The following is a 14,609-nucleotide window of genomic DNA, read 5'->3' as shown; positions in this document are numbered from 1 at the left end:
TAATAATGGATAGATGGGTAGGTATAGATGAATTTGTCGCCGTTGCTGTATGCGGATCATTCACAGGAGCTGCAGAGCAATTAGATACATCTGTTGCGCAAGTAAGTCGTAGGGTAAAAGCACTTGAAAGTACTTTGGGCTACCAGTTGTTGAATCGCACAACGCGAAAGTTATCACTGACAACGGAAGGAAATGTCTTTCTGTCACATGCCAAGCATCTGCAACATGTCTTAGATGATGCAACTTCAGCCCTTAGACAGAGAGACAGTCAACCTGCTGGAAAAATTAAAATGACAGCGCCCGTGATGTATGGCGAGCAGTATATTATGCCTTTGGTAAATCAATTTATGTCTTTATATCCAAATATTCAAATTGATATGGAACTCAATAACAATCAGCTTGATTTAATTGAGCAAGGCTTTGATTTTGCGATACGCTTGGGCAATTTGAAAGACTCATCAATGAGAGCCCGGTTACTGACGCATAGACAAACTCTAGTTTGTGGTGCTCCGGCGTATATAGATAACAATAAACCAATCAAAAGCATTACTGATTTAGATAACCACGCTTGTTTGGTAGGACAGTCGAGTGTCTGGCGCTTTGTTGATGAAGGTAAAGAGCGCCAGGTAAGCGTCAAGGGGCGGTTGCGTTGTAACAGTGGCTGGGCGCTTGTCGATGCAGCCAAGCAAGGCTTGGGCTTGGCACAGCTTCCCCATTATTACTTAAGTGAAGAAATTGAAAAGGGTGAGTTGGTGGAAGTATTGAACACTTTTAGGCCTGAGGCGGAAGGGGTCTGGGCAGTGTATCCACCCAGACGTTACTTGCCTACCTCGGTCAGAGAGCTGCTTGAGTTTTTAGCAGAAGGCTTAATGTCAGACTAGTTGTCATTTCCTAGTGACATTGCTTCTAATGCCTTATTTAAAGCAGCTTCACGGCTGTGACAAAATGCATCCTTACCAAGTTTTTCGCGAATATTGATCTTATTCAGCTTTTCGCTGGTCTCTTGGTTAGGAGAATAGATGAATACTTGAACATTAGCATCAATTGCATCTGTGATGGCATTTTCTATGGCCAAACTTACTGTTACATCAAGCATAGCTACATCACTTAAATCCAAAACCATGGTTTTGTATTCACTAATATATCTGTGCTGGCGTGCAATTGCCTTTGACACACTGAAAATCATTGGCCCAGACAAATAGAAAAATAATAGCTGGCCTTGTGCTTGCTCTAGTAGCGCCTTTTCATGGCTATTGAGCGGCACATCTTCATCAGTATCACTGTCACTGATGGCTTTGACATGCTGCTCTTGAACACGGCTCAATCGTTCGATAACCATGATATTAGAGATGAAAACACCTAAACCCACAGCGACGATCAAATCGACAAATACAGTCAATAACATAACGCCATACATGATAACCATTTGGCTAAGGCTTAGTTTATGCGCACGTTGGATGAAACTCCAATCCAGAATATTGTAGCCAACATATACTGCAATGCCTGCAAGTACAGCCATCGGGATGGGTTCGGTCAAACCGCCTGCGACAAATACCACAGCCATCAAAATCAGGGCACGAATGATGCCAGCCAGTGGCGAGCGAGCTCCAACTTGAATATTGACCACAGTTCCCATAGTCGCGCCGGCACCTGGTAATGCGCCAAACAAGCCAGAGATCATATTTGCAATACCTTGACCTCGTAACTCTTTATCAGAGTCGTGTTCTGTTCGCGTCAAACTGTCGCCGATAACCGCAGTTAAAAGCGTATCTATACAACCTAACGTACCAAGTACAAGAGCATCAATAACCATGGAGGTAAACTGCTCGGTGGTGAAGGTTGGCCATACGATAGAAGGTAAACCACTTGGAATTTCGCCTATGCGGCTAATGCTATCTTTATCAAATAGCAGTATAGATACTAGAGTCACTGCAACAAGTGCGACCAATTGTGCAGGGACATATTGGCGGTACTTTTGTGGCAGATAAAACAAGATCCCTAATGTAAGGATCCCTAAAAATAACTCAGCAAAATGCAGGTCTAATATGAGTTCAGGTAAGGCACTGAGAGTACCCAAAACACCACCGGCTGGCGCCTGATGGCCCAATAGAGGAGCTAACTGCAATATAATGAGTATGACACCAATACCAGACATAAATCCGGATATCACACTATATGGCATCAAGGTAACATATTTACCTAACTTTAAAGTTCCGAGCAATATTTGAAACGCCCCGGCCATCATAACAACGGTAAATCCCATTGCTAATCCGTTTTCGGGATACTGTGCCATCATGGTGGTCAAAACTGCGGTCATAATAACCGTCATCGGACCTGTAGGCTCAGAAATCAAAGAGGTAGAACCACCAAATAAGGCAGCAAAAAGACCGACGAGAATAGCGCCCCACATTCCAGCTTCTGCACCGGCACCAGAAGCAACCCCGAAGGCGAGGGCTAGGGGAAGAGAAATAATCGCAGTGGTCACACCACCGAACAAATCCCCCTTAAAATTCATATGCTTAAATCTGTCTAGGGATAACATAGAACTTCCATACCGCAAGATTTCACGCATTTTACACCAAATTGAGACATTAAGTAGCGGATAATTAAAAATTTTTTACACAACTAGGTGTGACCAGTGGATCTTATCTGTGTTAGCATTACCAAATTAGAAGAAATTAAATAATTAAATTTTAATATGTTTCAATCGGTTAGCCTATTTGTTGGGCTTAGATATAGTCGCTCATCCAAGGGAAATGCATTTGTTTCATTCATCTCTTTTTTCTCTATAGCGGGAATTGCCCTTGGATTAATGTCTTTGATAACTGTTAATTCGGTTATGAACGGCTTCGAACAAAGCCTAAAAAATGCCATGTTAGATCTCATTCCGCACATACAGTTATCGGCAAAAGAACATAACCAGCCAGCTACAAAGTTGGATGCACTTGCATCGCTTTCAGGTGTTAAACGTGTCTCTCCTTATGTGACTTCGGATGTGATTTTACAGACCAATAAAGAGCTGGTCGGTGTGCGGCTGCAAGGCTCGTTTGATGGTTACCCAACCGCGATAAGCCCTCACATTGAATCAGGCAGTGTGAAGTCGCTTCATGATGCTAGGTATCAGCTTGCGTTAAGTCGCTTTTTGGCAAATAAGCTGGACGTTAGGCTCGGCAGTAAAGTGCGGGTTATTTTTCCTGATATTACGAGTTACACTCCTCTTGGCCGAGTCCCCAAGCAAAGACTATTTACAGTGGCAGCCATATACAATTCACGTAGTGAGGCCGATACGAGTTTAGCCTTTGCTGATGGCAATAGCTTAATGAAGATGCTGAAGAAAAAGCCTGGAGAATACGATGTGAGTTTGACCCTAAATGATGCATTTTCTGTGTCAGATTTTAAAGCTGATCACCAGGCATTATTGTCTCAGTTTAGCTACCAAGATTGGCAAGTCCAACAAGGAGCATTATTTGCAGCCGTCGCCATGGAAAAACGTGTCATGTCTTTACTATTGGCATTGATCGTCATTGTCGCGGTATTCAACATCGTTTCTGCGTTATCCATGATGGTAAGTGAAAAGCAAGGGGAAGTGGCGATTTTGCAAACGCTTGGGTTTACACCTAGTAAAATTGCTCAAGTCTTTATGATCCAGGGTTTATACAATGGTGTTGTTGGCACTTTGATAGGTTCGATTTTAGGACTGTTACTTGCTGCGAACATCAATGAAGTTCTGAATTTGATTGGTCTATCCCTGTTAGGGGGAATGGCTCTTCCTGTTAAGTTTGATACTGTGAGTTTGTCCTTTATTATTTTCACCAGTTTATTATTAAGTTTTTTAGCAACGCTTTACCCTGCGAAAAAAGCAGCCAAAGTGATGCCTGCAGAGGTTTTAAGATATGAATGATCCAGTGATCCAATGCCAAGCGCTCAACAAGTCCTATCAAGAAGCTGGCAATCAAGTGTCAGTTCTAAAAGGGGTCAATTTATCTTTGCAGCAAGGCGAAACGCTTTCGATTGTGGGTAGTTCAGGTTCAGGCAAAAGCACGCTGCTACATATACTGGGCACATTGGATGCAGCGACAGATGGCACGCTAAAAATTAAAGGTGTAGATGTTCAGTCTCTTTCGCGTGCAAAACAAGCTGATTTTCGTAATCGTCATATGGGGTTTATATACCAATTTCATCATTTGTTAATGGACTTCAGCGCACTAGAAAATGTGGCTATGCCACTTTTGATCGCGGGTAAATCAAAGCAAGAAGCAAAAAATGAAGCTGTAAAAATGCTTGAAAAAGTGGGGCTTGGGCACAGAGCTGAACATCGGCCATCTGAGCTTTCTGGCGGAGAAAGACAGCGTGTTGCAATAGCAAGAGCGCTCGTAACCAAGCCATCATTGGTGCTTGCAGATGAACCGACTGGTAACTTAGACAAACATAATGCCCTTAAAATTTACGAGTTACTGAATGAACTCAATAAGGAATTCGATACCAGCTTTGTCATTGTTACTCATGATTTAGAGCTGGCTGAAAAGTTAGGACGTGTCGTTCAGCTGGATGACGGTGTGCTGGTTGATTACCAAAAAGCAGATAGGAGTGTGCATGCTTAGTCTGTTTTTGAGCAAACGGCTGCGAGAGTCCAAGCATCAAAGCGGCTTTATTGGCTTTCTCAGTAAAGCTTCAACAATAGGTGTGTTTCTTGGTGTTACTGTACTGATAGTAGCTCTGTCCGTTATAAATGGGTTTGAGCAGCAGCTCAAAGAAAGATTACTTTCTGTTGTACCACATGTGAGTTATCAAGCGCCTTATGATCCAATTACGGATTGGCCGAGTAAAGTGGAGCTGCTTGAAGCGCAACCTGGTGTGGTCGCTGCAACGGCGGAAATAAATTTAACCGGTATGGTACAGTTCAAAGGCCAATTAAAAGCAGCTCAGTTAAAAGGAATTGATCCTAGTCGGCATGTCAAAGTTTCAAGCATCCACGAATACATTCAACCATTAAACTTAAAAGACCTTGCAGCTGATGAAATTGTCTTAGGGCAAGGGATTGCAGCTCATTTAGATGTAAACCTAGGGGATAAGGTCACTGTACTGATCGCAAATCAGCATGCAAAAAATGCGCTTGCCGCCCCTAAACGTGTGTCTTTTAACGTCGCGGGCCTGATTGCAATGGGCGGGGAAGTAGATAAAAATTTGGCTCTGGTTAACATTGCGAAGATTCAACAGGCGCTTTCATTGGAACCAATGGTTGTTACGGGCTTGCGACTAACTGTTGATGATGTCTTCAATGCGCACCAAATTGCAATAGACGCAGGCAGAATTTTACCGGACTTGGTTTATGTACAAAGTTGGTTTAGAACACAAGGTAGTTTATATCAAGACATTCAAATGGTGCGAACCATTGTCTATCTTGTTGTTTTTCTAATTATTGCAGTAGCCAGTTTTAATATTATTTCGTCAATGGTTATGGAAGTTAAAGAAAAACAAGCTGACATTGCCATATTAAAAACGATGGGCACAAGAGACAAAACAATTTTTATGACCTTTGCAGTACAAGGGCTAAGTTATGCATTAGTGGGCGCATTTTTTGGGTTAATTGTCGGCACCGTGATTGCGCTTAACGTGTCAGATTTATTTGCTCTTTGGACCTCAATAGACGGGAGTAACCCATTGCAAGGGGTTTACTTTATTGAGTTCTTACCGAGTAAATTGGAATTCGCGGATATTATAATTGTACTCTTGGCGACGGTCGTAATTTCGGTCATCTCGAGTGTATATCCCGCATGGCAGGCTACTAAGGTGCAGCCTGCACGTGTGCTTGGCGGTGGGTAATTTAGGCGACGCGACAGTTAGCTCTCAAAGTGTAAGTAACTCGACTTGTCTTCAAGTACATATTCGATAAAGGCGTCTATTGGAAGGGGTTTACTATAATAGTATCCCTGAACATATTGGACGCCTTTGGCTTTTGCGTAAATCATTTGCTCCATGTCCTCTACACCTTCTGCAACGAGGGGTTTATCTAGGTTTTTTGCCAAAGATACAATTGAGTTAAAGACGGATTGCAATTTTCCATCTTTGACCACATTGGTCACAAACGAGCGGTCAATTTTGATTTCATCAAAGTGAAGCTTACACAAGTAACTCAGGCTAGAAAACCCAGTTCCAAAGTCGTCAATAGAAATAAGTAACCCTTTACTCTGTAAGGATATGAGGACTTCGTTTACATAAGAAAAGTTATCGATCAGGGCTGATTCGGTAAGTTCTAATTTGATGCAGCGCGGATCTATGTTGTACTCTGATAAAGCGGTAAGCAATTTACTTTCAAAGTTGACATCTAATATCTCTACGACACTGATATTGATAGCAAACATGTAATTTTTGGGATCAATGCCTTCTCGTCTGAGCTTGTCTTTGGCTTCCTTTATTTGTGAAAGTGTAAACATGGTAAGCTTATTGATATCACCTGTGCTTTCCACAATAGGAATAAACTCAACTGGTGAGACAGGTTGGCCGTCAAGTGTCCACCTCATCAAGCATTCGGCGCCAATTAAACATTCCGTTTTGGTATCGTGCAAAGGCTGCAACACAACATTAAAAGCATTTTTTGATTTTTCGTTATGCAAAGCATCTCTTAGCGCAGTCTCTATTTTATTTTGCCGTTCGATTTGCCGAGCTAACCCTTCTTGAAATTCAACTAATCTCAGCTTTTCCGATAAGACGTCAAAAGTTGCCATTTCAGCTTTGTTGAGGCTTAATTCATGGTCGTCTTTACTTGTCTCTTTGTAATACCCCAAAGCGACATTGCTATAAAAGCTACTGTCATTAAATTCAAATGGCTCATTTAGGTGGTTGTATAAGGCTTCGATATTGAGGGAAGAGGAGTTGGGAACAAATACACAAAAACAATCGGACGAGTGTTTAGAAAATACACCTTGTTCATATTCCCCTTGGAAGCGTGACAATACTTCCATAAATACAAGATTTGCGACACCAATGTTCCAAACCTCAGAGATCCTTTGATAGTTGCAAATGCGAATACAGCACATTACACCAGCGGTATCTAACTCTTGTACTTTTGCTACAAAAGCTTCTCTGTATAAGAGGCCAGTGTGCGGGTCGCGAATTGCCAGTTGTTTATTAAGTCGCCGAATCGCAACCAGCTCTTCTATTAAATCGACTTTGACAAAAGTGAGAGAGTTTTTTCTGGTATAGCTAAACCGAACCCAGTGCACATTGCTGTTGTCTACACTCACTCCGAGTTCTAGCTGGTCAAAACAGGTTTCAAATAATACGTCTTGGCTTTTTAAATCATTAAAGTCTTCGTCGAAAAATTTTAAGGTAGGGCTGTCAACAATATTGTCACCTACTTTTAGTGCGATTAAATTGCTAGCTTTGTCTGAGATGCCTGTAATTGTACCGTCTTGCTCGTAAGCAACGTAGATGATATTTAGCAGTTCTAAAAGGCTTTTTTGCATAGCTAGCACCTTAACACTTTTAAAATTTGATACGGGATATTGCTTAGTGAAAAGACTTTATCAACGGCGCCTCGCGCGATGGCTTCTTTTGGCATACCAAACACAACACAACTCGCCTCACTTTCGGCAAAATTTATTGCGCCGGCACTTTTCATGTCTAGCATGCCTGATGCACCATCATCGCCCATACCTGTTAGTATTACGCCAATTGCGTTTCGCCCGACTGACTGTGCGACTGATCTGAACAACACATCTACTGAAGGCCTATGCCTACTTACCAAGGGACCATCTCGTACTTCTAAATAGTAGTCGCTACCTTGACGTTTTACCAACATATGCTTACCTCCGGGCGCTATGTATACGTGACCTGCTTTTAATCTCATGGCATTTTCACCTTCAACGACAGTATGGCGAGTAACCGTGTTGAGCCGTTGTGCAAACGCATGGGTGAACTTGCTAGGCATATGCTGAACTATGACAATTGGGGGAATATTGGGTGGCAAAAGAGACAAAAACCCCGTGAGGGCCTCAGTGCCCCCAGTTGATGCGCCAACCGCAATGACTTTGTCTGGTGTTATTGGTGGTTTAAGCTCATTTGGTGCTGTAGGCGGCAGCATTTCGTCGACGGTGTGATTATGACGTACTGATTCTTCAGCTAAGTAACGCAGCGGTTTGACTTTCGCCTTACCCGCCGCTTTGATCGCATCAATAATTTGCGTGATACCTTGATTATTAAGGAAATCTGACAGGCCTTGACTTGGTTTGGCGATAACATCGACAGCACCAGAGGCAAGTGCTTCCATCGCGGTTTCAGTGTGTTTTTGCGTGAGTGCCGAGCACATGATAATAGGGGTCGGCTTTTCTTGCATGATTTTTTTTAAGAAAGTGATGCCATCCATTTTTGGCATCTCAACATCGAGCAAAATGACGTCTGGCCAATTCATTTTCATTTTTCGCTCAGCTAATATCGGGTCAGGTGCTGAACCAATAAGTTTTAATTCTCTATCATGCTGTATGATTTCGCCAACGAGTTGCCGCATTACCGCAGAATCGTCAACGATGAATACGCTGATCATAACCTAACCTTTTTATAGATACAGGGTTGAATTAATTCCAGTCCTGGGCGCTTTTTTCTCAATGACTCCGAATGCCCTAAAAACAAAAGACCACCATGATTAAGCCGATGCACAATATTATCAATAATTGCTTTTTGTTTAATTTCGTCAAAATAAATTAAGACGTTGCGTAAAAAGATAATATCAAAAGAATAGTCTACCTTTCGTAAGTGCAGCAAATTGTCTACATCGAACGTACAGTGGCTTTTAATTGCCTTATTGAGCGTAAACGTTCCCTCATTTGGTCCTATGCCCTTTAAACAATAGGCTTTTCGATATTTTTTAGGAATTTTTTGTGCGGTTGAAATAGCAAAACACGCTTCTTTGGCCATTTCTACAGAAGTTGGAGAAATGTCAGTGCCTGTTACAGACCAGCGTCCATTGTAGAATAAGTCATCTAACACCATGGCTATTGAGTATGCTTCTTCCCCGGTCGAAGAGGCTGCACTCCAAGCTCTGATAGGCACGTTGCGACTACGCCTGTTTCTATAGTATTCATACATAAACTCGAATTGAGACTGTTCACGAAAGAAGTAAGTTTCGTGAGTGGTCAGCTTGTCGATAAATATATCAAGTTCTTTGTGTCCGTTAGGACTGGTAATTAGCTGGTAGTACTGGTTATGTGTGGTGCATTTTGTCGCTCTAAGCCGGGAGCTCAAGCGGCTAGCCATTATATCGGCCTTAGCATTGTTCAACCGAATACCCGTGTGTTCATCGAGCACTCTGTTCAATTGATTGAACTCCAGCTGGCTGATGGTCATTTACTAGAGTTACCTTTGGCAGTAATTGATAAAGAACTGCTCTTGTTCATGTTTTAACGTAGAGTTGATTTCATTCACATTGAGCACTTTTGCAATGTCCAATAATGTGGTCAACTTGTTATTAATCTTTGCCATTTTCCACTCAAAGTGGCGAGGGATGTTAGAACCAAAGGAAGGGGAGGACTCGAGCTTGTTCAGGTCAATAAACTCGATAGACACGACACTGTTCACTAACATGCCAAGCGTCATTGACTCCTCCAATGATTGATCAAAGAAGTCGTACAAGACGATACAGCTATATTTGTCATAAGGGGTTACTGATTTTAGACCGAGGCGGCTTTGTAGGTCTAACACGGGTATCACGCTGCCACGGACATTGATCACGCCGCGAATTACATCAGAACACATTGGGACCATGGTTGTTTCAACCAATTCAATGACTTCTTTTACAGAGTCGATAGGGATCCCAAAGTGATCATGGCCTACCTTGACAAACAAGTATCTCAGTTCACCTTTTTGTTGAATATGGGGCAGTTCTTGATGACCATCACTCATGGTTTACCTCATTTGGTGCTTCTTCATCTAAGTTTTCTTGTGTTTCTATATTGTCTTCGGATTCTAGGGATGTTTCGTTGAGATCTGCGTTATTGAGGTCCTCAATGAGTTTTAGCTCATCTAACGTGAGAATTTTAGATATGTCTAAGATTGTCATTAGCTTATCGGGCAACTTGGCCAATCCAAGTACAAATCGACTGTGAAACTGACCACCAATACTTGGCACTGCATCGATGTCTGCACCGGAAATGTCGAGCACTTTGGTGACCATATCCACTTTCAAGCCAATTGTAATTTCCTGATTATTGAACAGACATTCGGCAATAATTATGCAGGTTCGATTGGTGATTTCTTGAGATTGTTTACCAAGGCGCAAGGAGAGATCAAAAACTGGAATAACCTCTCCGCGTAAGTTAATCGCGCCAATAATAAACTCGGGTGCCATGGGGATCGGATCAACTTCAATATATTCCATGATCTCCTTGACCAAAGAGATGTTGATGGAATAAGAGGCATGGTTGAGCTCAAACGCCAAATACTTATCTTTGTCGACTAAACTACTTTGACTAGTATGATCTGTCATAACATTTACTCATCAAACGGTGTATAGCCTTCTTCTGGCATTGAACTTGATGACTTTGCTTCTTGTACAGAACGTCTCAACTTCATCATTTGCCTATCGTTACTGAGTTTGAAGTAGTTCACTGTAGAGCGAATATCACTGGTTTGGTCTTGCACCATTTTGGCGGTTGAAGCTAGTTCTTCCGATGCTGACGCATTTTGCTGCGCAATTTCATCTAATTGCGAGACAGTTCGGTTGATTTCAGCAACACTCGTGCTTTGCTCTGTTGACGCTGCGGTGATCTCTTGTACCAAATCTGCGGTTTTACCAATATTGGGCACCATTCTGTCAAGCATTCCTCCTGCATGTTGCGCTATTTTCACGCTGTTATCTGCCAGTGTACTGATATCTTGTGCAGCCACTTGTGAGCGTTCTGCAAGCTTTCTGACTTCATCAGCTACCACAGCAAACCCTTTACCATGTTCGCCAGCTCTTGCCGCTTCAATTGCGGCGTTGAGTGCAAGTAAATTAGTTTTGTAGGCGATGTCTTCGATTATTCCTATCTTTTCAGCAATTTGCGTCATAGCTTTAACGGTATCTTTTACAGCGCGGCCACCATCGTTTGCTTCGCTACTTGATTGCTTGGCAATGTCATTGGTTACCTTAGAATTTTCTGTATTCATAGAGATAGAGGAGCTCATTTGCTCTAAGGATGCGGAGGTTTCCTCTACGCTTGCTGCGAGTTGGTTCGACGTAGAGCTGAGCATTCGAGATGTTGTTCCCACTTCGTTAGTGCTGTGGGCAATAGATTCAACAGATTCTTGAATGTCTAGCAGGATATTTTGCAGACGCTCAATAAAGCCATTGAAGCTGCGTGCAGTTTCTCCTATTTCATCATTGCCAAAATCAGGAATGCGCCTTGTTAGATCTCCTTCACCTGATCGCAAGTCTTCTGCTGCTTCAGCGAGTGCGTTAATGGGGATAACGATACCCCGGATCAGAAACGCAGCTGTGGCTGTAGCCAGCACAATGGCCACAACTAATAGAGCCCAGACTAATGATATACTTTCTCGAGCTGCGGTGACTAAAGCGTTGAGAGATTCATCACCTTCTTGAATGGCTTCATTTGATATCTCTTCCAAGAGGTCTTCGATTTTGTTGAATACCTCATGTTCTAGACGGTCAACATCCTTAGATGCCTTGATTTTATTGCGCGGATCATACATGGCAAAAATCTCTTTACCACCATTGTATAGCTCGAGGTACATCCGCTCGACCTCACTCAGTGCTTTTATTTCTGGCGGTTTTCTCTCAAGGGGCTTGATATCAGCTAAAAACCCAGAGAATGTTCTAGCATCTTTTTCAAATGCTGAGTCTGCACCTAATGCACCGCGCATATAAGCATTTAGGGAGCTCATCATATCGCCTTGTTCGTCAATTAACTCTAGGTAATAGCGAACGCCAGGTAGGTCATCGTTCACCACTTCATTGAAATCACCGCTGCTGCCTGCATCGGCGACTTCCTCTTCTTTCAATGTATCTAGAAGTTGCTCAAGCGGGATAGCAAACTCTTTGTTTAAGTAGTCGTATTTATCAATCGCCTTTGCTTCTAACAATGGGTCGAAGCGGTCAAAAATTAACTCTTGATTTTCATTGGCGTAGCGAGTTACTAATTCTTCCAGTTGTCTCAACAGAGAATTATTCACCGTCCCAAGTTGCTTCAAATCTTCTAAGTAACGAATAAACTCATTGTAATTCGAGCGAAAATCCTCGCTCTCGTCAGACTCCCCGGCAATATACTCCAGTACATTACTGTTCATATCCCCAAGCTCATCCAACATGTTTAATGCGTAGATTGTTTCAGGTATATCCACTTTACCGACGTCTACCGCAAACTCTTCAATTTCTCCGTTTTTAAGCTGAACAGACATTGCTATGACTAATAACAATACCCCCATGGTAAACATCGCAAGAATAATCTTGTTGCGAATTGTAAAGTTCTTAAACATGTTAGCTCTCCGGGATTACCTAATGCTTTTTCTCTAACGCCTCATAAACTGAAATTGCAGACTTAATTAGTGCGGAAACGTCTAAAATAATGGCGACATTTCCGCTACCTAAAATGGTCGCACCGCTAATACATTTGAGTCCTTCGAACAACCTTCCTAGTGGTTTTACAACTGTTTGGAACTCGCCCTTAAGCGAGTCTACTACCAAACCAGCACGCAGCGTGCCGAACTGAACAATGACCAGAGATTCTCTGGTATGATCTATTTGCTCTTCTATGCCAAATAAGGTTCTTAACCGTATAAATGGCAGTACTTCGGTTCTTAAATTGATATAACTTTTATCCTGAATATCTTGCTCAGATACAACTTCATGAAGCTCTAAACACTCGACAACGGTATCCAATGGAATGACATAGTTTTCTTTATGAACCTCGAACATAAAGCCATCGATAATAGACAAAGTAAGAGGTAAGCGAATTAAAATGGTCGACCCCTGTCCCGGTGTGCTTTCAACTTCAACACTGCCTCGCAAGCTGTCTATATTTCGCTTTACGACATCCATGCCCACACCGCGTCCAGAAATATTGGTGATAGACTCTGCAGTGGAAAATCCAGGCTCAAAAATCAACAAGTTGACATCTTTTTCTTGCAAGGTTTGATTTGCAGAGATTAGGCCTCTGTCGACTGCTCGTTTTAAAATCTTTTCTTGATCTAACCCTTTACCATCGTCACTTACTTCAATCACTATTGAACCTGAGTCATGGTAGGCTTTAAGTGTTAGCTGTCCTTGCTCAGGTTTACCTTGTGCGCGTCGGGTATCAGGGTCTTCTATCCCGTGATCTATGGCATTCCTTACAATATGCATCAGTGGATCGCTGACTTTTTCGACAAACGTTTTATCCAGCTCGGTTTCTGCACCGACAATGGTTAACTCCACTTGCTTACCAAGCTCGTCTGCAATATCTCGTACAACGCGTTTAAACTTATTGAACGTTTCTCCAATTTGCACCATTCTGAGCTTTAACGAGCTGTCTCTTATGTTTTCGACAAGTCGTTCAAGCAGTGCCATTGCTTCTATTAAGGTTTCGTTGCCAGTTTCATGAGCAAGTAGGTTAGTTCTAGCGCCAGTTATGACCATCTCTCCAACTTGATCTATGAGCCTGTCGAGTTTTAGTGCTTCAACCCGAAGTGTTTTGCTTTTATGGAGCTTTGATGTATTTACCGCTGGTGCAGCTCCGGACTGAGCAGTGGATTGTTCTGGTGGAGGTGCTTTTTCTTTTTGATTGAGCAACTGCATTATGTCAGCGAAAGCTGGGTCTGCCTCTTTGAGAGAATGAGTTACAAAGTCTATGTCTTGATATTTCTGAATACTGGCTTTGAGGATTTCAGCGTCGCCTTTAGGTGGTAAAATGGCGATATATGCTTCACTGTGAATAAATTCAAAAACGTCAATGATGTCATTTTCCGTTTTGTCTGTATTGAATGATATTATAAACGACAAGTAATTAGACTCAGGATCAAATTGTTGTGGTCCAAACATCGAGTCAAACCAAGTACTGACTTTGAGATCATCTGTTTCTGAATTCAAATAGTGAATGAACGAGTAGGGGTCTAATCCATTCCTGAGCACATTCTCATTAGGTACAAAAAACAGTATCCAGCGCTCGTTATCAAGTTGGTTTCCCGAGGTGGTTTTTTTCAACACCTCACCTTGGGCATCATCGACATCTGTATCAATATACTTAGAGAAACAAGAAACTAAGTGATTTACTTTATTAAGTAAATCTTGGTCAGGTTCCGTCTCTGCTGCGGCGAGTGTGATGAGTGTTTCTGTTGCATCTCTAGTTTCTAGATAAAGTGAGATTAAGTCCTTGCCCAATTGCAGTTCACCATTTCTGGCACTTTCCAATAACGTTTCTGCGATATGGGTCAGTGTTACGACATGCACAAAATCAAAAATGCCCGCGCTGCCCTTGATTGTATGAATAGCTCTGAACAGCGCGTTGATAATTTCGCTCGCATGCTCATCAGAGGTCTCAGACTCCAAGTCTAAAAGGCCATTCTCCATCTCTTGCAACAGTTCTTTTGATTCCGTTACAAAGGTTGCTATGGCCGAAGACAAATCAATAGACATGACTACC

12 protein-coding genes are annotated in these 14,609 nt (G+C 42.3%); 4 read left to right on the top strand and 8 right to left on the bottom strand.

The window, feature by feature from the left end; translation table 11 throughout:
* Nucleotides 1-5 precede the first annotated feature (5 nt).
* Complete coding sequence (locus MHN81_RS06880) at nucleotides 6-881, top strand: LysR family transcriptional regulator (RefSeq protein WP_023401655.1); 876 nt, start codon at nucleotides 6-8, stop codon at nucleotides 879-881.
* Here the strand turns inward: MHN81_RS06880 and MHN81_RS06875 are convergent.
* Entirely contained in the window at nucleotides 878-2,542 is a 1,665-nt protein-coding gene (locus tag MHN81_RS06875) for a SulP family inorganic anion transporter (protein WP_023401656.1), read from the bottom strand. The genes MHN81_RS06880 and MHN81_RS06875 overlap by 4 nt on opposite strands.
* A gap of 156 nt (nucleotides 2,543-2,698) precedes the next feature.
* Here MHN81_RS06875 and MHN81_RS06870 point away from each other — a divergent pair, with 156 nt between their 5' ends.
* The 3 genes from MHN81_RS06870 to MHN81_RS06860 are packed head-to-tail and all read left to right on the top strand — an operon-like array spanning nucleotide 2,699 to nucleotide 5,823.
* Nucleotides 2,699-3,901, top strand: a complete 1,203-nt coding sequence (locus tag MHN81_RS06870; RefSeq protein WP_023401657.1) for a lipoprotein-releasing ABC transporter permease subunit — start codon at nucleotides 2,699-2,701, stop codon at nucleotides 3,899-3,901.
* Complete coding sequence (lolD, locus tag MHN81_RS06865) at nucleotides 3,894-4,601, top strand: lipoprotein-releasing ABC transporter ATP-binding protein LolD (RefSeq protein ID WP_023401658.1); 708 nt, start codon at nucleotides 3,894-3,896, stop codon at nucleotides 4,599-4,601. Before MHN81_RS06870 ends, lolD begins: the two co-directional genes overlap by 8 nt.
* A complete protein-coding gene (locus MHN81_RS06860; RefSeq protein ID WP_239425363.1) occupies nucleotides 4,594-5,823 on the top strand; it encodes a lipoprotein-releasing ABC transporter permease subunit in 1,230 nt (409 codons plus the stop codon). Before lolD ends, MHN81_RS06860 begins: the two co-directional genes overlap by 8 nt.
* Nucleotides 5,824-5,840: 17 nt before the next feature.
* Here the strand turns inward: MHN81_RS06860 and MHN81_RS06855 are convergent, their stop codons facing one another.
* The 7 genes from MHN81_RS06855 to MHN81_RS06825 are packed head-to-tail and all read right to left on the bottom strand — an operon-like array spanning nucleotide 5,841 to nucleotide 14,602.
* The gene (locus tag MHN81_RS06855; RefSeq protein ID WP_023401660.1) at nucleotides 5,841-7,466 is read right to left on the bottom strand and encodes a bifunctional diguanylate cyclase/phosphodiesterase; all 1,626 of its coding nucleotides are present in this window, start codon (nucleotides 7,464-7,466) and stop codon (nucleotides 5,841-5,843) included.
* A 2-nt stretch (nucleotides 7,467-7,468) separates the two neighbouring features.
* Nucleotides 7,469-8,542: a chemotaxis response regulator protein-glutamate methylesterase gene (locus MHN81_RS06850; protein ID WP_239425362.1), complete on the bottom strand. Its 1,074-nt coding sequence runs from the start codon at nucleotides 8,540-8,542 to the stop codon at nucleotides 7,469-7,471.
* Complete coding sequence (locus MHN81_RS06845; protein ID WP_023401662.1) at nucleotides 8,539-9,342, bottom strand: CheR family methyltransferase; 804 nt, start codon at nucleotides 9,340-9,342, stop codon at nucleotides 8,539-8,541. The genes MHN81_RS06850 and MHN81_RS06845 overlap by 4 nt, the downstream gene beginning before the upstream one ends.
* Before the next feature lie 9 nt (nucleotides 9,343-9,351).
* A complete protein-coding gene (locus MHN81_RS06840; protein WP_023401663.1) occupies nucleotides 9,352-9,897 on the bottom strand; it encodes a chemotaxis protein CheW in 546 nt (181 codons plus the stop codon).
* The gene (locus tag MHN81_RS06835) at nucleotides 9,890-10,480 is read right to left on the bottom strand and encodes a chemotaxis protein CheW (RefSeq protein ID WP_023401664.1); all 591 of its coding nucleotides are present in this window, start codon (nucleotides 10,478-10,480) and stop codon (nucleotides 9,890-9,892) included. Before MHN81_RS06835 ends, MHN81_RS06840 begins: the two co-directional genes overlap by 8 nt.
* 5 nt (nucleotides 10,481-10,485) lie before the next feature.
* The gene (locus MHN81_RS06830) at nucleotides 10,486-12,468 is read right to left on the bottom strand and encodes a methyl-accepting chemotaxis protein (RefSeq protein WP_023401665.1); all 1,983 of its coding nucleotides are present in this window, start codon (nucleotides 12,466-12,468) and stop codon (nucleotides 10,486-10,488) included.
* Nucleotides 12,469-12,487: 19 nt separating this feature from the next.
* Nucleotides 12,488-14,602 (bottom strand): chemotaxis protein CheA, encoded by a 2,115-nt coding sequence (locus tag MHN81_RS06825; protein ID WP_023401666.1) that lies wholly within the window; start codon nucleotides 14,600-14,602, stop codon nucleotides 12,488-12,490.
* Between the last annotated feature and the right edge of the window lie 7 nt (nucleotides 14,603-14,609).

The sequence above is a fragment of the Pseudoalteromonas sp. Of7M-16 genome, from assembly GCF_022347805.1.
GTDB lineage: Bacteria > Pseudomonadota > Gammaproteobacteria > Enterobacterales > Alteromonadaceae > Pseudoalteromonas > Pseudoalteromonas luteoviolacea_F.
This window is presented reverse-complemented; position numbering and strand designations above follow the sequence as displayed.

What these genes read in the sequence shown, in the direction of transcription:
- MHN81_RS06825 (WP_023401666.1), bottom strand. Translation starts at nt 14,602, where the DNA reads ATGTCTATTGATTTGTCTTCGGCCATAGCAACCTTTGTAACGGAATCA.
- MHN81_RS06875 (WP_023401656.1), bottom strand. Translation starts at nt 2,542, where the DNA reads ATGTTATCCCTAGACAGATTTAAGCATATGAATTTTAAGGGGGATTTG.
- MHN81_RS06860 (WP_239425363.1), top strand. Translation starts at nt 4,594, where the DNA reads ATGCTTAGTCTGTTTTTGAGCAAACGGCTGCGAGAGTCCAAGCATCAA.
- MHN81_RS06835 (WP_023401664.1), bottom strand. Translation starts at nt 10,480, where the DNA reads ATGACAGATCATACTAGTCAAAGTAGTTTAGTCGACAAAGATAAGTAT.
- MHN81_RS06855 (WP_023401660.1), bottom strand. Translation starts at nt 7,466, where the DNA reads ATGCAAAAAAGCCTTTTAGAACTGCTAAATATCATCTACGTTGCTTAC.
- MHN81_RS06850 (WP_239425362.1), bottom strand. Translation starts at nt 8,542, where the DNA reads ATGATCAGCGTATTCATCGTTGACGATTCTGCGGTAATGCGGCAACTC.
- MHN81_RS06830 (WP_023401665.1), bottom strand. Translation starts at nt 12,468, where the DNA reads ATGTTTAAGAACTTTACAATTCGCAACAAGATTATTCTTGCGATGTTT.
- lolD (WP_023401658.1), top strand. Translation starts at nt 3,894, where the DNA reads ATGAATGATCCAGTGATCCAATGCCAAGCGCTCAACAAGTCCTATCAA.
- MHN81_RS06845 (WP_023401662.1), bottom strand. Translation starts at nt 9,342, where the DNA reads ATGACCATCAGCCAGCTGGAGTTCAATCAATTGAACAGAGTGCTCGAT.
- MHN81_RS06840 (WP_023401663.1), bottom strand. Translation starts at nt 9,897, where the DNA reads ATGAGTGATGGTCATCAAGAACTGCCCCATATTCAACAAAAAGGTGAA.
- MHN81_RS06880 (WP_023401655.1), top strand. Translation starts at nt 6, where the DNA reads ATGGATAGATGGGTAGGTATAGATGAATTTGTCGCCGTTGCTGTATGC.
- MHN81_RS06870 (WP_023401657.1), top strand. Translation starts at nt 2,699, where the DNA reads ATGTTTCAATCGGTTAGCCTATTTGTTGGGCTTAGATATAGTCGCTCA.